Below are 18,661 nucleotides of genomic sequence, written 5' to 3'. Positions count from 1 at the left end.
ACAACTTAAAACACCAATTTATCATGTTAAAAAAAAGGACAATAAAATTATTGTCCGTTAATCATAGCATTATGATTAATACAGCCACATCACGATGGCATACAAATCAATTATAACTGGTCTAAATTGAGCACATCACGCATATCAAACAGACCTTTATCATGGCCATCAAGCCATATCGCAGCCTTAACCGCACCACTGGCAAAAGTCATGCGACTGGAGGCCTTATGGGTGATTTCTACCCGCTCACCGATGTCGGCGAACATGGCGGTGTGCTCACCGACGATATCGCCGGCGCGAATAGTGGCAAAGCCAATGCTCTTCGGATCGCGTTCACCGGTATGACCTTCACGCGCATACACCGCGCACTCTTTCAGATCGCGCCCCAGCGCGCCGGCAATCGCCTCGCCCATCGCCAGAGCCGTGCCCGAAGGGGCGTCGACCTTATGACGATGATGCGCTTCAACAATCTCAATATCGGTATAGTCGCCCATCACCTGCGCGGCTTTTTCCAGCAGTTTTAACACCAGGTTCACGCCGACGCTGAAGTTGGCGGCGAAGACGATGCCAATCTGCTCAGCTGCGGCGCGGATGGCCTCTTTGCCCGCATCATCGAAACCGGTAGTACCGATCACCACGGCTTTTTTGTGCTCGACACAGAAAGCCAGGTACGCCAGGGTGCTTTCCGGGCGGGTGAAGTCGATCAGAATATCGAAATCGTCGGCCACTTTTTCCAGGCTGTCGCTGACGGTTACGCCCAGCGCACCAATGCCCGCCAGTTCACCGGCATCGGTGCCAATCAGGCTTGAGCCAGGACGCGATACTGCCGCCCCCAAAACCACGCCCTGCGCCTGATGTACGGCCTGGATCAATTGGCGGCCCATACGGCCGCCGGAACCCGCAATCGCAATGCGGATGGGTGAATCAGTCATACTTGCTCTCTTGTTGATTTAACGCCTATCGCATTAGGCTATTGGTTCAGGTTAACTGCCCCACCTTATCATCGCCAGAGGATTCATTTCATAATTAGAAAATTATGATATCCCCCGCTTTTCATCAGTAATGCTGTCAACGGGTTAACAATCCGGCCGGTCCACGCCCATTGGCGATTGTACATAATCATGCAAATTCAACCGGTAGAAATTGCATGAAAAAGCGCTCATTTTCTTCATTCAAACCGGTGCTGGTACCGTCAACCCGCCGCTTAGCTTAGTATAGGGTGCAACTGCCGCTTTAATTGCCTGAGAGCCACGGATGAAAACCGCGCAAACCACCATATCGGAAACCCTGACGCAAGATTTGGCCCGCCGTATCATCAGTGGCGATCTGCCGCCCGGCCTGTCGCTGCCGGGCGAAAATGAATTGGCGCTGCAGTATTCGGTTTCACGCACTTCGGTTCGTAACGCGCTGCAGGTACTGGCGGCGAAGGGATTGGTCTCCATTCAGGCCAAGAAGCGCAGTACGGTCAATGCCCGCGAACAATGGAGTTTTTTGGATCCTGACGTCCTGAGCTGGTTGGCGGAAGGCAGTCTCGACCAGCAACTGGTCGAACAATTGATGGTTACCCGTCTGATCTTTGAACCGAATATCGCAGCATTAGCGGCCGTTAACGCCACCGGTCATGACCTGGCCGCGCTGGAAGACGCCTGCAATCTGATGTCGCAAGGGCAGCAGCAAGCCAGCCGCCAACTCTTCGAGCAGGGCGATATGGCGTTTCATCTCGCGTTGCTGGGCGCCAGCCATAATCCTTTTTTGCATTCCCTGGGCAGTGCCCTTTCCGCCGCCATGGCGCTCTCTTTTCAGCAAACGCTGGAAGAAGATATCCGGCTGACCAAAAGTGCGGTAGAAGAACACCAACAACTGCTGGAAGCCATTCGCTTCAAGCAGGTGGAAACTGCGCGTCAGCGTATGCGAGTCATTCTGCTTAACGCGGCCAAAAAGAGTCACTGGCATCAGCAACCGGAAATGTTCGCCCACATCCTCTAAAAATCCCTCTTTGCTGTAATTTCGATCGTCCTCACAGATCCTGAGCAATTTTCGCCCTAGCATTCTTGTATGACAAGGTTGAATGGTTTGTATTACTTGAATGAATAACAACTGGATTGCTATCGACTGGGGCACCACTAACTTTCGCGCTTTTTTAATGCGTGGGGAGCAATGTCTGAGCACTCTCAGCCGCCCCTGCGGGTTACTGGCCGTAGAAAAAAACCGGTTTGCCGACACCCTGAAAACCTTATTACAGCCCTGGCTAGCCGACCAAGGGGCTCTGCCGGTGGTCATGGCCGGCATGGTGGGTTCGCAGCAGGGCTGGCATGAGGTCGCCTATCTAACCCAGCCGTGCGGTCTGAAAAGTTTGGCGGCCAGGGCCATGGCATTCACCACCGACTGGGGAAGTCCGGCGTGGATCATTCCCGGCGTTCGGGGCCAGGGTCTGGCTCAACAACCCGAAGTCATGCGAGGGGAAGAGGTGCAGTTGCTCGGTTTGGCCAGGCTGCATCCGGCCGCGCAATGCCTGGCTATCCTGCCCGGCACCCACAGCAAGCACGTTCAGTTGAATCATGGGGAAATCGGCCACTTCTCCACCTTTATGACCGGCGAACTGTTCTCGCTGCTCAGCCGACACTCCATTTTGGGCAACGCCCTGCCGGAACAACGGGAAGACGCGCAGGCGTTCATGCTCGGGGCCAATACCGCACGCACCGGCGCCCCCTTCAGCCATCTGATTTTTTCGGCACGTACCCGCCGCCTGAGCAGTGAAATAGCCGCGGCGAATATACACAGCTACCTTTCCGGCCTGTTGATCGGCTATGAGCTTCATGCGCTGCCCACTAACCAGTCCATCTGGGTAGTCGCCAGCCCGTCGCTGATTGCACGCTACCAAATGGCGGCGGAGCCGTTGGGCCTGTCATTGCGCGCCGCGGATGGCGATAGCTGCTTTATCAACGGATTAAGTCAACTGTATCCCCTACTGCAAGGAACCGCCCAATGAGCCCAGAGATTTTCTTCCAACAGTGGCAGCAGCAGCCCCTCCCGCTGGTAGCCATTTTACGTGGTATCACGCCAGCGGAGGCGGAGCCGGTCGCCGAAACTCTGCTGGACTGCGGCTTCCGCTATCTGGAAGTGCCGCTTAACAGCCCCAGCCCGTACGACTCTATCCGCTCGATCAGGCATACCGTTGGTGACAGGGGTTTTGTCGGTGCCGGCACCGTACTGAACGTTCAGCAGGTTGAAGAGGTAGCCAAAGCCGGAGGGCAGCTGATTATTTCTCCCAATGCCGACGCCGCCGTGATCGGCCATTCCCGTTACCTGAATCTGATCGGTTTGCCCGGCGTGGCGACGCCTTCCGAAGCCTTTGCTGCCCTCGCCGCCGGGGCCAGCGGGTTAAAATTTTTTCCCGCAGAAAACATCACTCCCGCCGTCATCAAGGCGCTGCGTGCCGTGCTTCCGCAAAGGCTGGTTTGCTTGCCGGTTGGCGGCATTCAGCCGGACCCCATGCAGATGCGTGCCTATATCCAGGCCGGCAGCAACGGATTTGGGTTGGGTGGCGGGCTCTATCAACCCGGCATCAGCCTGGCGACGTTGCGCCAACGGGCCCTGGCTTATCAGGCCGCCTGGCAACATTGCGTGGAATAGCTGTTTACCCACTGCGACGTTGCCGATGCTTGTCTCAAAAAAATATAACGCATTGAATAAAAAGGTGTTGTTATGAATAAATCATCTATTCCCGCAAAAGCAAACCGCCAAACCCTACAGGTTTGTTTTCTTGCCGCGTTAGCCGGCTTGCTGTTCGGCCTGGATATGGGGGTGATCGCCGGTGCATTGCCATTCCTGGCGAACGAATTTAGCCTCTCGAACCAACAGCAGGAAGTCGTCGTCAGCATCATGATGTTCGGAGCCGCGTTGGGGGCACTAAGCAGCGGGCCTATGTCTTCCCATCTGGGCCGTAAAAAAAGCCTGTTGTTAGGCGCGGTTTTGTTCGTCGTCGGCTCGATCGGTTGCGCCGTGGCCCAGAATCTAGAAGTGCTGGTGATTTCCCGCTTTATCCTCGGACTAGCCGTGGGCATAGCCTCGTTCACCGCGCCGCTGTATCTGTCGGAAATCGCTCCAGAGCGCATTCGCGGCAGCATGATTTCTCTCTATCAGTTGATGATTACCATTGGAATTTTGGCCGCCTTCCTGTCCGATACCGCATTCAGTGCCGGCGGACACTGGCGCTGGATGCTGGGCATCATCACTTTCCCGGCGCTGGTGCTATTTATCGGGGTACTGACATTGCCGGAAAGCCCACGCTGGTTGGCGATGAAGGGGCGCGGTGAATTGGCCGGCAAGGTCTTGCAACTGTTACGCAATTCGGATGATGAGGCTCGCGACGAACTCAACCAAATCCGTGAAAGCCTGCAAATGAAGCAACGAGGCTGGCAGCTGTTTCGCTACAACGCGCACTTTCGCCGCTCCACCTACCTGGGCGTTCTGCTGCAATTTATGCAGCAGTTCACCGGCATGACGATCATCATGTATTACGCCCCCAAGATTTTTGAAATCGCCGGTTTCGCCACCACCCGAGAGCAAATGTGGTGCACCGTGATAGCAGGCCTGACCAACGTGCTGGCCACCTTTATCGCGATCGCGCTGGTCGATCGCTGGGGCCGTAAACCGATCCTCAAACTCGGCTTCAGCCTGATGGCAATCTGCATGGCGACGCTCGGTTATATGTTTTATATCGGCATCGGCAATCCCACGGAGCAATACGCCGCAGTGACGGTGTTGCTGATCTTTATCATAGGTTTCGCCATGAGTGCCGGCCCATTGATTTGGGTGCTGTGCTCCGAAATCCAACCGCTGGCCGGACGAGACTTTGGCGTCACCTGCTCCACCATGGCCAATTGGATTGCCAACATGATCATCGGTGCCACCTTCCTGACGCTGATCGACAACCTCGGCAGCGCCGGGACCTTCTGGCTTTACGCGCTGCTCAACCTGCTGTGCATCGTTCTGACGTTATGTTTCGTACCGGAAACCAAAAATATCTCCCTTGAACGCATTGAAAAAAATCTGATGCAGGGTGCCGCCCTGCGCCACATAGGCGGGCCACCCCAGTCCAAGACTGTCGACCGTTCCTTGAATACGCCGGCATAACCCGGCTAATAAAAATAAATCAAAGGAAACCATCATGAAGCTGACCACGGAAACCCCTACGACGGAACAGGCCGCTGAAACGCGGGTGTACGGAAAAATTACCCGCCGCCTGATCCCTTTCCTGATTTTGTGCTATTTCTTCGCCTATCTGGACCGCGTTAACGTCGGGTTCGCCAAGCTGCATATGCAGGATGCCCTGAGCTTCAGCGATACCGTTTATGGCCTGGGCGCCGGCATATTCTTCATCGGCTATTTTATTTTCGAGCTGCCAAGCAATCTGCTGATGCAACGCTTCGGGCCGCGTTTTTGGATTGCCCGCATCATGGCTACCTGGGCGATCCTGTCCGCGGCCATGATGTTTGTTACCACGCCAACCACCTTCTATGTATTGCGTTTCCTGCTTGGCGTGGCCGAAGCCGGCTTCTTCCCCGGCATCGTGTTCTATTTAACGCTGTGGTTCCCTTCATGGCGTTCCGCCCGCACGCTGGGGTTGTTTATTCTGGTTACGCCGCTGTCGGTAATTATCGGCAGCCCGCTCTCAGGGCTGATCCTCAAACTGTTCGAAAATGTCGGCGGTTTACATAACTGGCAGTGGCTGTTCCTGGTCGAGGCCATTCCCTCTTTCGTACTGGCCTTTGTGGTACTGCGTTACCTGGATAACAACGTGGACGAAGCCAAATGGCTCACCGTCGAAGAGAAAAAGATCGTTCAAACCGATCTGGCCAAAGATCGCGCCAACCGCGATCGGGCGGCAAACGGCAAAGCGTCCCACAGTCTGAAAGAGATGTTGGCTAACCGCTATGTCTGGTTGCTGGCGCTGATTTTCTTCAGTTTCAACGTCGGATATTACGGCGTCAGCTTCTGGCTGCCTTCCATCATCAAGACTTCGGGCATCAGCGACGATCTCCAAATCGGCCTGCTGGCAGCCCTGCCCTACGTGTTTGGCGCGGTATTTATGATATGGAACAGCCGCCATTCCGATCTGAAACAGGAGCGTCGCTGGCATATCGCCATTCCGGCGGTCATTGGCTGTATCGGCCTGACGTTGAGCGCCTACTGCAGCGGTTCCACCTTCTGGATGATGACGTGGATCTGCGTAGCGATGTCCGGCACCCTGGCGCTGATCCCCACCTATATCAGCCTGCCCGGCACGCTACTTTCAGGCACCGCCGCTGCCGCCGGTATTGCACTGGTGAACTCTGTCGGCAACCTCGCGGGTTTCTTCGGCCCCACGGTGCTCGGCTGGCTGAAAGATCAAACCGGACAAACCGACAGCGGTCTGTACATTCTGGCGGGCTTCCTGCTGCTCTGTGCACCGTTGATTTTCATGCTGCCTGCCAAGCTGGTCTCCCCCGGCAAAACCCCTGGCATGCATTACCAGGATGTTGCTCAGCCTGACGCTGAGGATCCTTTAAATATCACTGAGAGATTTTGATGATGAGCGGATGTGGAACCTGTGGCAGCGGCGGTTGCGGCTCGCATTTCAACCCTATTCTGGAGGGCGATGACGGCGCTTTGAAGCGTGCACTATACAAATCCATGGGGCACAGCGACGAACAACTGCGCCGTCCGGTGATCGCCGTGGTCAACAGCTATACCAACGCGACCGCCGGCCACGCCAACCTGAACGAACTGACGGCCAAGGTATTGCAGGGCATTGAAGAAGCCGGCGGGGTCGGCATGGTGTTCGGCACTATTGCCCCCTGTGACGGCATCGCAGAAGGGCATCTCGGCATGCGCTACATTCTGGCTGCTCGTGAAGTGATCACCGCCTCCATCGAAGTGATGATGCGTGCCCATCGTTTCGACGGCATGGTGTTGCTTGGCTCCTGCGACAAAATTGTCCCCGCCATGCTGATGGCGGCGGCACGGCTGGATATTCCGGCCATCATGGTCAACGGCGGGCCGATGTACCCGGCTGAATATAAAGGCAAACATTGGGACGGCAACATCGTCACCGAGGCCATCGGCTGGAAGATGCGGGGCGAGATCGATGAGGCGGAATTTGCCCATATCGAAAATATTGCCGAACCCGGCCCGGGTTCCTGCACCATGTATGGCACCGCCAACACCATGTGCTGCATCGGTGAAGTGCTGGGTATGAGCCTGCCGGGCAGCAGCACGCTGCCGGCGGTGTCGGCCGAACGCCGCGAGTGCGCTATCGAAACCGGACGCACCGCGGTGGAACTGGTATTGAACGGCATCAATGCCCGCCAAATCATCACCGCCGAGTCGATTCGCAATGCGGTGATCTACCTGCTGGCAACCGGCGGCTCCACCAATGCCATCCTGCATCTGCAAGCCATTCACTACGAGGCGGAACTGGGCCACCTGCCGCTGTCCGTCTTCGATGAACTGAGCCATCAGGTACCGCTGGTCGCCTCGCTCTACCCGGCCAGCGAACATGACATGATTGATTTTTGGGAAGCGGGTGGCGTACCGGCAGTAGAGCTTGAGATTGCCAAACTGCTCGATCTCAACGCGTTAACCGTCACCGGCAAAACCAAAGCGGAAATGCTGGCGAAAACCCGGCCAAGCCGCCGCCCGGAAGTCATCCATACCCTGGCCATTCCTGTCCGCAATGAAGCCGGCGTCGCCGTACTGCACGGTAATCTGTCGCCTCTCGGCTGCGTGGTGAAGCCTGCGGCCGTGCCGGAAAATTTGATGCGCTTCCGGGGACCTGCCGTGGTGTTCAACAGCGAGCAAGAATCCGTCGAGGCGATTATGTCCGGCCAGATTAGGCCGGGTAGCGCCCTGGTCCTGCGCTATGAAGGGCCCAAAGGCGGCCCCGGCATGCCGGAAATGTATAAACCGATGAAGTCGCTGGAAGGCATGGGCCTGGCTGACAGTTGCGCTCTGATCACCGACGGCCGTTTCTCCGGCTCCAACCGCGGGCTGTTTGTCGGCCATATTTCACCTGAAGCGGTGGACGGCGGCGAGCTGGCATTGGTGCAAGACGGTGACGATATATCCATCGATATTCCCGCGCGTACCCTGACGCTGCATGTCAGCGAGACGATGTTGGCGCAGCGGCGCCAAAACTGGCAGTCCGTGGACAAAGAAGTGCCACGCGGCTTCCTGCGTTTATATCGTCGCTGGGCTTTACCTGCTGCGCAGGGTGCCGTACTGGCCGATCGGGAGGAGGAATAATGGGCCGTTACCAAGCTATCGACATTGCAGGGGTCAACCCTATCGTCGCCATGCCGTTCAAGGCCAATGGCGAAATCGACCCGCTGAGTTTTACCCAGTTGCTGGAGCATCTGGCAGCAACCGGCGTTCAGGGAATGACGCTGTTTGGCATCGCCAGCGAATTCCCGAAGCTCGAGGAGCCTGAGCGTGAACGCCTGGCGGAGATATTTATCAGCGAACTGGCAGGAGCCCCGCTGTATCGTGCTATCTCGGTCACCGATCACAGCAGCGAAGTCGCCGTCAAACGCGCTCGTCATTATCAAACTCTGGGCGCCGACGCTTTGATGCTGCTGCCCCCCTTTTTCCTTCAACCCAGCCCACAGGCGATCCAGCAGCATATTTTCGCCGTTCTGGAGGCCGTAGACATCCCGGTAATGGTGCAATACGCGCCGAGTGAAACCGGTTTGCCGATCACTCCGCAACAATTGGCCGACGTGGCAGCCCGCTATCCCCATGCGGTGTTCAAAATTGAATGTAATCCGCCGGTGGAATACACCAAAGAATTTCTGCAACTGGCCCCTGAAGCCAACGTGCTGAACGGCTATGCCGGGCTTTATATGTTGCAGATGCTGGCGGCGGGCGGCAAAGGCGTGATGCCGGGTTGCTCGTTCAGCGAGATTTACCTGCTTATTTATCGCCATTGGCAGGCCGGCGAAGTGGAACAAGCGAACGGGCTGCATCAGGCATTGTTGCCTTACATCCAACGCTGGATGAGCCACTGCGAATACATCATTCAGATCGAAAAGACGATCCTGCAACGACGCAATATCATCGCCACCGATTACTGCCGCCACCCCGGTTGGCAACTGACCGCCGACGATCACCAGACGATCGATCGATTTCTAAGTCGGTTCTCTCTGTAACCAAGCAGGCAGCGCATTACGATTGTGATAGACAGTGGACATGGCAACACGAGAAAGAGGACGGACGACTGATAGCGGAAGACAAAAAAGGGGGCGAAAGCCCCCGTGATTAAGGCGATTCAAGCAGTTAACGCCGCCACCTCTTTGGCGATAGCCGCCAGCGCATCATGGCGGGCGTAATCGGCCTGAACCCATGCCGCGTGCTGCCGATAAGCCGGTTGCGTCAGGATCTGCTGCACGGCATGACGCAGTTGCGACTCATCCGGATTGCTGGTGTGCAGATTAATTCCGCAGCCAGCCGCCACCACCCGAGAAGCCGCCTCGAGCTTGTCCTCGCCGGTACCGGCGATAATCAACGGCACACCCTGATCCAACGCGTAGTTGATCGAACCGTAACCGCCGTTGGTGATCAGCACCGCGGCCCGCGGTAGCCAGTGTTCGAAAGAGATAAACTCCCGTACTCTGGCATTGTCCGGCAGCAGATCCGACAGCCCGTCGACCGAACGACCACCGGTGGTCGCCAGCACCCGTACCGGTAACTGTGCCAGCGCCTTAAGCGTCGGAACAATCAACTGGTGCAGATCGACATTCGCCAGTGTGCCCTGGCTGACAATCACCAGCGGCCGCTGATCGGCTTCATCCCAAAGAGCATCGGCAGGCGGTTGCGCCGACGCGCTTCGCAACGGGCCAATAAATCGTACGCTGGCCGGCAGATCGTCACGCCGATACTCCAGCGCAGGGGTCGCCAGTTGCAAGAAACGATCGCAACCGCCGATCAAGGCATCGCTAAAGGGTTGGTGCAGCGGCCTGCCACCGGATTGCGTCATCGCGGCATCAAAACTCTGCTGCACCTCATCTATCAAGGCACGTGTAGCGTCATCCACCAGCTGTTCGCGACGCAACTCCCGCGGCAACAGCGCCGGAGGAATGCGCGGCCCGTAGAAGATGGAATCTTCAGACGAGAATGACAGCGGCGTTACGCCGATACCGATAACCGGAGGACGATCCTCCACCTGCAGCAGCGGCAATACCCCGTAGAAACAGTTTTCCACCATCAGCAGATCGGTAGCCTCGGCGGCGATCACCGTACGCAGCTGTTGATTCAGCAACGGGATTGGGGCGGCGAAGAAGTCTTTCAACGCCAGCGCCATCTGCTCATTGCCCGGCGGCAGTGCAGCTCGTTGCGGAAAATGTTCCTCGAGATAGCGGTAGTCGAAATCGACCTTCGGATCGAAGGCAACAAACTTCGCCCCTATCGCCTCCGCACGTTCACGGAACAACGCGCCGGTCATCACCCGAACCTGGTGCCCTTGTGCGATCAGGTGCCGGGCAATGCCCAGCATTGGGTAAACGTGACCGGGCGTTGCCACGGCGGTCATCAGTATACGTGCCATAACTCTTAAGCCTCTGCGTTGGCCGGTTTCAGCGCCAGATTGGCGCACACCGGGTTGCTCTGTATATGAACCCGTTGCAAATGGCGGGCCGAGCGGGCGGTAAAGCCTTCACGCCCGTGCAGCAGCGAGAAGTTGTCTGCGATCACCACATCGCCCTGCTGCCACTGGTGGGCGTAATAGTGGCGCGGATCGTAGAGATGCTGTTGCAGAGTCTGATGGAACGCTTCCTGCTGATCTTCCGGCACCCCGTGATATTCCAGCGCATGCTGGTTGAGGAATTTCTTCCCCTCTGTCGGCGGCTCGTTGTAGCGCATGATCAGCCCACTCCCGCTCGGGTGCGTTACCACCAGCGGCGAGCAAACCTCGCCACCATAGTGCACCACCTGCTTGATTCGGTATGAGATCGACACCGTCAGCCACTGTGCCAGTTGCGACTCATCGGCATTGGCCAGCAGGCGCGTAGTATCGACAAAGGTAGTGCAACCGCCTTCATCCTGCGAGGGCGCGGCTACGCAGTGGAACAGCTGAAATTCCGGGATGGTCGGTTTATACATGCCGTCCCAGTGCAGCGGCACATAGCTGCTGTCGAAAATATGGTCCTTGGCGTCTGGATGTTCTTTCACATCCAGCACCGCGCCGAAGGGCCACATCATGATCTCGCCCCAATTGCCGGCATAACGGGTCAGTACCCGAGGATCGGTAAAACCGGAATCGAAGCCGCGCAGCACCAGCAGGTGATGCTGCTGTGCCAGCGCCCGCAACGCCGCCACCGGCAGCTCGCTGATGGATTGCCCTGGGCGTTCTGGGGTCAATACAGCGCCAAAGGGGCTATTGAGTTCAATACGGCAGTTCAATTGTTGCTTGTCCATCGGTGACTCTCCTTGAAGCAAATTTGCTGCTCACACGGCAACCGTGCCGTTAAAACACGCTCGCCAAGATAGCGAGCGCAAGGTGGCGTGTTACACCACTTGAGGTTGTTCAATCAGGTAATGGCTTGGCGTACCGCGGATCGCCACCAGTTCGCCCTCTAACTCCTGAGCGTCTTTGCGTTTCATCAGCACGAACTGTCCGTTGACGTTGGCCGCGACGCCGTGCCATGGCGTGAGCCAATCATCTTTGGTCGGCATCATATGAATACCTATTTTCAGGCTGTCCGCAGGCTGCGGGTGGATCGACAAGCGGATCGCCGCCGGGAAATGCTGAGCCAGCAAATTGCCCCAGGCCCAGCTGCGTTGGATCACACCGCAGGCCCGCAGCTTGGCGTCTTTCTGCAGCGCGGCATTCGAGCCGCTGTAGCCCGGCAGTTGACTGTCTTCATACAGGAAACGGGTAATGGCGCGGTACAGTTGCAGCCCTTGCTCGCTTTCCATCAGCTGTTGTTTGATTGCCGACTCCGGTTCGGCATAACCGTCGACCAGCAACTGGCGCAGCAAGTCGTAGTCGTCGGTATGTTCCGCCAGCCCTTCCACGTCCCCCAGGTTGAATACGCTCAGGTGCGTGGCCCCAACCTCATGCAGCAGAGTTTCAATTTCGCGCTGATAGTGGTTGATGGCATCGTCGCTGACGCGGATTAAATCGCCGAAGACGTGACCATCCGAACAGATGACAATATGTGCACCCGGCGGATAATAAAGCTGAATACGCTGGCAGAGGGAATTAAGGAATATCAGCGACAGGCGTTCCGCCATATCGGGCACCGCACCAATTACCTTATTGGTATTGGGTGATTTTGTTGGAAAGGCAGGCAGTACAAACTCAATCCGCTGTTGTTGTTCAATGAACGCCCGGATGCGCGGCAATTGCACTTGAGTAACGAGCAGCTCTTCCTCGGAATTTGATGTTTCCATTCCTGGGAACCGACGCCGATATTGCAATAGCTCATGAAGGATCTTTAACGATATTTTTTCAATACGGGCACTGTCCACAATTAACTCCTGTTCAGATCATGGCGCAGGTGACTTATTCACAAACGCAATAAGACTTTTCGAAAAAAGAGGCATCATCAGGGAATAATACTCACCACTGAGATTTATCTGCTTCAGGCAATATAGAAGAGATAGTGCTATATTATTAGCCCGTATAATTAACAATCTTGGTTAAGTTGAACTTAACAAACTATGAGTAATATTCTAAAGCGCATGGCCATTTTTTCTAAAGTTGTCGATTGCGGCGCGTTCAGCATGGCAGCTAAAGAATTAGGCATTACCACCTCTGCCGTCAGCCAGCATATCCGCCTGCTGGAAAACGAGCTGGGCATTCAATTACTTCTGCGTTCCACTCGTTCACTGAGCCTGACCGAAGCCGGGCTCTGTTTTTATGAAGACTGCGTTTTAATGCTGCATGCCGCCGAACGGGGGCAACAACGTATCGCCGCCCTGCGTGGTGAACTGAGTGGTGAATTGCGCGTCGCGACCTCTACCGAGTTCGCCACTCACTATTTGGTGCCTGCACTGCAAAGCTTCCTTGACGATCACCCGCGCATCACGCTGAGGTTGGAGATCCATGACGAGAAGATTGACCTGATAGGCCAGCGCATTGATCTGGCGATCCGCGGCGGCGTCCTGGCGGACTCCAGCTATGTTTCCACCCGCCTGGCGCGCTTTCGCGAAGTGTTGTGTGCCTCACCGGCCTACCTTGCCGGCCATGGCATTCCTGATAGCCCACAAGCGTTAACCCGGCATCAATGGGTGACTTTTACTCCTTTGGGCAACCCGCAGTTTGTTCGCCTTCTCCACCATAACGGTGACGAACATCGGCTGAGAATGACCGGCCGTTTATTTACCAATAACGGTATGGCCATGAAAGAACTGGCGCTGGCGGGCAAAGGGATCATCCGTAATTTCTTTGTCAATGTTGAGCGTGAATTACACAACGGCGATTTGGTGGAAGTGCTGCCTGATTGGCGATTACCGGAGATTAATTGCTATGCGATTATGCCACGCCGGGACAGCCAACCTTTAAAAGTTCGCCGCTTGCTTGAGCATATGAAAATCCATTTGCAGCAAAAAGAGAAAAATTCTTTTAACCAGTTGCGAACTTAATTAAATAAACAGTGTCTGCAACGACAATTAATTTAGTTATTTAACCACTCAGCCCTTTGCTGACCAACACCAGCTTTTATTTAGATTGCAGACTAATGATATTAGTCTTAATAACTTTATTACTGTCTATATAAGCACTTCCTTTTTCATTAATTCAAATTGTCAGAACAAATTTGACTTTAAATAGCAGAAAATTTGAATTACATCCTATTCCTCCCCCGTTCTAATATTTCCTCCAGCCCCCGTTCCCCAAAAGCAAAACGGGGAGCCTAAGCTCCCCGTTCATTTATTTACCACTGTGCCCTAGTCAACCTGACGGATATCGACCCGCAGCTCTTTTGGCACTTCAAACACGATATTCTCTTCACGACCGCTGACTTCATGGACGTTAAGGCCGCCCAAGGCTTTCAGACGGGCGATAACATCCTGTACCAGCACGTCAGGGGCAGACGCACCGGCGGTAACGCCGATGTTAGTCGCGTTCTTCAGCCAGGCTTCCTGAATATCCGCAGCGGAATCGATCAGGTAAGCCGGCTTGCCAACGCGCTGAGCCAACTCAGCCAGACGGTTGGAGTTGGATGAGTTCTTCGAGCCCACCACCAACACCACGTCCGCATCCCCGGCCAGGTTACGCACCGCTTCCTGGCGGTTGGTCGTGGCATAGCAGATGTCGTCCTTGCGTGGCCCGATGATGCTCGGGAAACGCTTGCGCAGGGCATCGATCACGTCAGAAGTGTCATCCACCGACAGCGTGGTTTGCGTCATAAAGCACAGGTTGCTTTCATCCTTCACCTGCAGCTTCCACACGTCGTCCGGCGACTCAACCAGATACATGCCCCCTTTCGGGTTGCTGTACTGGCCCATGGTGCCCTCCACCTCCGGGTGACCGGCATGGCCAATCAGGATCGCCTCAGTGCCACGACGGCTGGCGCGCGCCACCTCCATATGCACTTTGGTTACCAGCGGACAAGTCGCGTCAAACAGCATGGTCAGATCGCGCGCCTTGGCTTCAGCCCGTACCGCTTGGGAAACCCCGTGCGCCGAGAAGATCAGAATCGACCCGTCCGGCACTTCAGCGATCTCCTCAATAAACACCGCCCCGCGCTCGCGCAGGCTATCCACCACATAGCGGTTATGCACCACTTCGTGGCGCACATAGATAGGCGCACCGTAAATTTCCAGTGCGCGCTCTACGATACTGATCGCACGATCAACCCCGGCGCAGAAGCCACGTGGGTTAGCCAGCAATATTTGCATGCGTCTCCTCCTGCACGGGATCAATCTCCAGGACTTCAATGTCGAAGCTTACCGGATGGCCCGCCAGCGGATGGTTGAAGTCAACGGTAATCGAATCTTCCGCCACTTCACGCACCACTCCCGGCATTTCACTGCCGTCGACGGCGGTAAACAGCATGATGGTGCCCACATCCGGTACCCCGGTCTCCGCGAAATCGCGGCGTGAGAAGTACTGGACCAGGTCCGGGTTCTCCGCACCGAATGCGGCTTCCGGCTGCAAGGTAAAGGCGCACTTGTCGCCCGCACGCAGGCCAATCAATTCCGCTTCCAGCGGTGCCGAGAGGCTGCCGTCACCCAGACGGAACAGCGCCGGTTTGCCGCTGCTGCGGGTAGATTCTGCGGTCGAACCGTCTTCCAGTTTCAGCGTGAAGTGAACCAGCACTGCGCTGTTACCGTTAACCTGAGCCGTCATATTACTCACCTTTACTCTTTGCGCTTTTGCTCGCCGGCGACAAGAAGCCTTCCAGCACGATCATCGCCGCCCCCACGCAGATAAAGCTGTCCGCCAGGTTGAAGGTCGGGTAATGCCAGTCGCCTACGTAGAAGTCGATGAAATCGACCACAAAGCCGTGCCACAGGCGATCGAACAGGTTGCCGAGCGCCCCGCCGATGATAAAAGCATAGGCAATATTGTTCAGCTTTTGCTGCGCCTGGCTGCGGTACATCATCACCAACAACACCGCCACGATAGCGACGGCGATGCCGGCAAAGAACCAGCGCTGCCAACCGCCGTGATCGGCGAGGAAGCTGAAGGCGGCGCCGTAGTTGCGCGCATAAAACAGATTGAACGACGGGATCAGCGGCTGGGTCTGGCCCAGCACAAAGTTACCGAGGATCCACTGTTTGCTGGCGAAATCCAGTACCAACACCACCAACACCAGCCACAGCCAGCGCAGACCGGTCGAACAGATTGGTTTACTCATTTAGGCAAACTTACGCTTTTCGCCGTCACCGGCTACGTTGATCACACAGCGGCCGCAAAGATCTGCATGCTCCGCCACCAGGCCGATATCGGTGGTGTAATGCCAGCAGCGCGGGCACTTCTCACCTTCTGCGGTGCTGAAGGCAATTTTCAGACCTTTCACCAATTCTGCTGTTTGTGCATCCGCCGGCGCATCGGCCAGTAGAGCAACGCGCGCCGCCGAGGTCAGCAACACAAAGCGCAGCTCATCCTGCAGGCTGTTAAGACGCTCGGCCAGTTCGGCATCGGCATACAGCGTGACCGCCGCTTCCAGAGAACCCCCCAGGCGTTTGTCGGCACGTGCCTGCTCCAGCACCTTGTTCACTTCGCCGCGCACTTTCAGCAACTCGGCCCAGAAGGCGTCGTTCATGCCTTCACCTTCGGCCAAGCCGAAGAGACCGTCGTACCACTCTTCGGTGAACACGTATTGGGCACGTTTGCCTGGCAGGAAGCTCCAGATTTCATCGGCGGTGAACGACATGATCGGCGCCATCCAGCGAACCAGCGCTTCCGCGATGTGGAACAATGCGGTCTGACAGCTGCGACGGGCGACGCTGTCGCTCTTCGCGGTGTACTGACGATCCTTGATGATATCCAGATAGAAGGAGCCCATCTCGACCGAACAGAACTGCATCAGGCGCTGCACCACTTCATGGAAATCGTAGTTGGCGTAAGCCTGTTCGATATCCTTTTGCGCCGCCAGTGCACGGCCCACCGCCCAGCGATCCAGTACCACCATGTCTTCCGGGGCCACGCAATCGGTGCTTGGCTCAAACCCGTTCAGGTTGGCCAGCAGGAAGCGCGCGGTGTTACGGATGCGGCGGTAAGAGTCGGCGGAACGTTTGAGGATCTCGTCAGACACCGCGATTTCACCGGTGTAGTCGGTAGAGGCCACCCACAGGCGCAGGATATCGCCACCCAGCTTGTTCATCACGTCTTGTGGACTGACGGTGTTGCCGATGGACTTGGACATCTTGCGGCCCTGACCGTCAACGGTGAAGCCGTGGGTCAGCACTTCTTTGTATGGCGCCTTGCCCTTCATCGCGGTGGAAATCATCAACGATGACATAAACCAGCCGCGGTGCTGATCGGAGCCTTCCAGATACATGTCGGCACCGTGGCCCTGGAACTCAGGACGCACGTCGACCACGGAAGAGTGGGTAGAACCGGAGTCGAACCACACGTCCAGGGTATCAGGCACTTTGACGTAGTCGGCAGCATCCGCGCCGAGAATATCGGCCGCGTCCAGATCCCACCAGGCTTGGATGCCGTCTTGCTCAACGCGCTTCGCCACTTCTTCCATCAGCTCAACGCTGCGTGGGTGCAGTTGCTCGGTGTCTTTGTGCACGAACAGCGACATCGGCACGCCCCAGGTACGCTGACGCGAAATACACCAGTCCGGACGGTTGGCAACCATGGTTTCGATACGTGCCTGGCCCCATTCAGGGATCCACTGTACGCCTTTGATCTCTTCCAGCGACTGCTTGCGCAGGCCTTTCTGATCCATGCTGATGAACCACTGTGGCGTTGCGCGGAAGATGATTGGCGTTTTGTGACGCCAGCAGCATGGGTAGCTGTGAACCAATTTTTCCACGTGCAGCAGTGCGCCTTTCTCACGCAGCAGATCTACGATCAGATCGTTGGCCTTGAAGACAAACTTGCCGTCCAGCAGCGGATGAGTGCCGGTCAGGTAGCAGCCGTTCGGCCCTACCGGGTTGGCAATCTCCAGACCGTATTTCTGGCTGATGACAAAGTCATCCGGACCGTGGCCACCGGCGGTATGGACCGCACCGGTACCGGCATCCAGCGTGACGTGTTCGCCCATGATCGCAGGCACGTCGAAGCCCATGAACGGGTGTTCGAAACGCATCAGTTCCAGATCGGCGCCTTTGCAGCTGCCCAGCACGGTCCATGAGCTGATACCGGCGCGCTTCATTACGCTTTCCACCAGTTCAGCCGCCAGGATCAGGCACTGACCTTCAACCTGTACCAATTGATAAGCAAATTCCGGGTGCAAAGAGATCGCGCGGTTAGCCGGCAAGGTCCACGGCGTGGTGGTCCAGATCACCAGGGAAACCGGGCCGTTGAAGCTGGTAACGCCAAACTTGGCCGCCACGGCAGCCGCGTCAACCGCGTGGAAAGCCACATCGATCGACGGCGAAGTCTTGTCGTAATATTCCACTTCCGCTTCCGCCAGCGAAGAGCGGCAATCGGTACACCAGTGCACCGGCTTGGCGCCTTTCAGCAGATGGCCGTTGTCGATGATTTTGCCCAACGCGCGGATGATATTGGCTTCGGTTTTGAAGTCCATGGTCAGGTACGGGTGATCCCAGTCGCCCAACACGCCCAGACGGATAAAGTCTTTCTTCTGACCTTCAACCTGCTCTGCGGCGTACTCACGGCACTTCACACGGAATTCCGCGGCGGAGAGTTTCTCACCCGGCTTGCCGTACAGCTGTTCAACTTTCAGTTCGATCGGCAGGCCGTGGCAGTCCCAACCCGGAACATAAGGCGAGTCGAAGCCGGACATCCCTTTCGACTTGATAATAATGTCTTTGAGAATCTTGTTAACCGAGTGACCAATGTGAATGCTGCCGTTCGCATACGGAGGGCCGTCATGCAAAATGAAGGATTTTTTGCCCTTTTTGGCAGTACGAATAATCCCGTACAGATCCTGTTCATACCAACGTTGCAGCATGCCAGGTTCACGCTTGGCCAGATCGCCGCGCATCGGGAACCCTGTTTCCGGCAAGTTCAGGGTATTCTTGTAGTCACTCATTA

The 18,661-nt window shown here is 56.3% G+C and carries 16 protein-coding genes; 8 read left to right on the top strand and 8 right to left on the bottom strand.

Annotated elements, in window-relative coordinates; translation table 11 throughout:
* Positions 1–110: 110 nt before the first annotated feature.
* A complete protein-coding gene (dapB, locus tag LQ945_RS16680; protein ID WP_269934978.1) occupies positions 111–932 on the bottom strand; it encodes a 4-hydroxy-tetrahydrodipicolinate reductase in 822 nt (273 codons plus the stop codon).
* Between the two features lie 322 nt (positions 933–1,254).
* Here dapB and LQ945_RS16675 point away from each other — a divergent pair, with 322 nt between their 5' ends.
* From LQ945_RS16675 to LQ945_RS16645, 7 genes are all read left to right on the top strand, one after another.
* A complete protein-coding gene (locus LQ945_RS16675) occupies positions 1,255–1,986 on the top strand; it encodes a FadR/GntR family transcriptional regulator (RefSeq protein WP_044554136.1) in 732 nt (243 codons plus the stop codon).
* A 100-nt stretch (positions 1,987–2,086) separates the two neighbouring features.
* Positions 2,087–2,989, top strand: coding sequence for a 2-dehydro-3-deoxygalactonokinase (locus LQ945_RS16670; protein ID WP_269934976.1), 903 nt, complete (start codon positions 2,087–2,089; stop codon positions 2,987–2,989).
* A complete protein-coding gene (locus tag LQ945_RS16665) occupies positions 2,986–3,633 on the top strand; it encodes a 2-dehydro-3-deoxy-6-phosphogalactonate aldolase (protein WP_270101270.1) in 648 nt (215 codons plus the stop codon). Before LQ945_RS16670 ends, LQ945_RS16665 begins: the two co-directional genes overlap by 4 nt.
* Before the next feature lie 72 nt (positions 3,634–3,705).
* Positions 3,706–5,136, top strand: a complete 1,431-nt coding sequence (locus LQ945_RS16660; RefSeq protein WP_270101269.1) for a sugar porter family MFS transporter — start codon at positions 3,706–3,708, stop codon at positions 5,134–5,136.
* 34 nt (positions 5,137–5,170) lie between these two features.
* Positions 5,171–6,571: an MFS transporter gene (locus tag LQ945_RS16655; protein WP_182820678.1), complete on the top strand. Its 1,401-nt coding sequence runs from the start codon at positions 5,171–5,173 to the stop codon at positions 6,569–6,571.
* Between the two features lie 2 nt (positions 6,572–6,573).
* Positions 6,574–8,286, top strand: coding sequence for a dihydroxy-acid dehydratase (gene ilvD / locus LQ945_RS16650; protein WP_270103000.1), 1,713 nt, complete (start codon positions 6,574–6,576; stop codon positions 8,284–8,286).
* Positions 8,286–9,188 carry a dihydrodipicolinate synthase family protein gene (locus LQ945_RS16645; RefSeq protein ID WP_270101268.1) on the top strand — a complete coding sequence of 301 codons (903 nt, stop codon included), beginning with the start codon at positions 8,286–8,288 and terminating at the stop codon, positions 9,186–9,188. The genes ilvD and LQ945_RS16645 overlap by 1 nt, the downstream gene beginning before the upstream one ends.
* 119 nt (positions 9,189–9,307) lie before the next feature.
* On the opposite strand, the gene LQ945_RS16640 is transcribed toward LQ945_RS16645, so the two are convergent.
* The 3 genes from LQ945_RS16640 to pvcA all read right to left on the bottom strand — a co-directional run bounded on the left by LQ945_RS16640 (position 9,308) and on the right by pvcA (position 12,507).
* Positions 9,308–10,567: a glycosyltransferase gene (locus LQ945_RS16640; protein ID WP_270102999.1), complete on the bottom strand. Its 1,260-nt coding sequence runs from the start codon at positions 10,565–10,567 to the stop codon at positions 9,308–9,310.
* A gap of 20 nt (positions 10,568–10,587) precedes the next feature.
* Entirely contained in the window at positions 10,588–11,451 is an 864-nt protein-coding gene (locus LQ945_RS16635; protein WP_044554128.1) for a TauD/TfdA dioxygenase family protein, read from the bottom strand.
* Between the two features lie 90 nt (positions 11,452–11,541).
* Positions 11,542–12,507 carry an L-tyrosine isonitrile synthase gene (gene pvcA / locus LQ945_RS16630; RefSeq protein ID WP_182820682.1) on the bottom strand — a complete coding sequence of 322 codons (966 nt, stop codon included), beginning with the start codon at positions 12,505–12,507 and terminating at the stop codon, positions 11,542–11,544.
* Between the two features lie 255 nt (positions 12,508–12,762).
* Between pvcA and LQ945_RS16625 the strand changes: the two genes are divergently transcribed.
* Positions 12,763–13,623, top strand: coding sequence for a LysR family transcriptional regulator (locus LQ945_RS16625; RefSeq protein ID WP_231478998.1), 861 nt, complete (start codon positions 12,763–12,765; stop codon positions 13,621–13,623).
* 303 nt (positions 13,624–13,926) lie between these two features.
* Here the strand turns inward: LQ945_RS16625 and ispH are convergent, their stop codons facing one another.
* The 4 genes from ispH to ileS are packed head-to-tail and all read right to left on the bottom strand — an operon-like array spanning position 13,927 to position 18,659.
* A complete protein-coding gene (gene ispH / locus LQ945_RS16620; RefSeq protein ID WP_044554125.1) occupies positions 13,927–14,880 on the bottom strand; it encodes a 4-hydroxy-3-methylbut-2-enyl diphosphate reductase in 954 nt (317 codons plus the stop codon).
* Positions 14,861–15,331, bottom strand: a complete 471-nt coding sequence (gene fkpB / locus LQ945_RS16615; RefSeq protein ID WP_044554124.1) for an FKBP-type peptidyl-prolyl cis-trans isomerase — start codon at positions 15,329–15,331, stop codon at positions 14,861–14,863. Before fkpB ends, ispH begins: the two co-directional genes overlap by 20 nt.
* Position 15,332: 1 nt before the next feature.
* On the bottom strand, positions 15,333–15,842 hold the full coding sequence (gene lspA / locus LQ945_RS16610) for a signal peptidase II (RefSeq protein ID WP_270101266.1): 510 nt from the start codon (positions 15,840–15,842) through the stop codon (positions 15,333–15,335).
* Complete coding sequence (gene ileS, locus LQ945_RS16605; RefSeq protein WP_270101265.1) at positions 15,843–18,659, bottom strand: isoleucine--tRNA ligase; 2,817 nt, start codon at positions 18,657–18,659, stop codon at positions 15,843–15,845. It abuts the gene before it with no gap.
* Between the last annotated feature and the right edge of the window lie 2 nt (positions 18,660–18,661).

It is taken from the genome of Serratia liquefaciens, assembly GCF_027594825.1.
Taxonomy (GTDB): domain Bacteria; phylum Pseudomonadota; class Gammaproteobacteria; order Enterobacterales; family Enterobacteriaceae; genus Serratia; species Serratia liquefaciens_A.
Note: the sequence above shows the minus strand (reverse complement) of the source record. Positions and strands in the feature narration are given on the sequence as shown.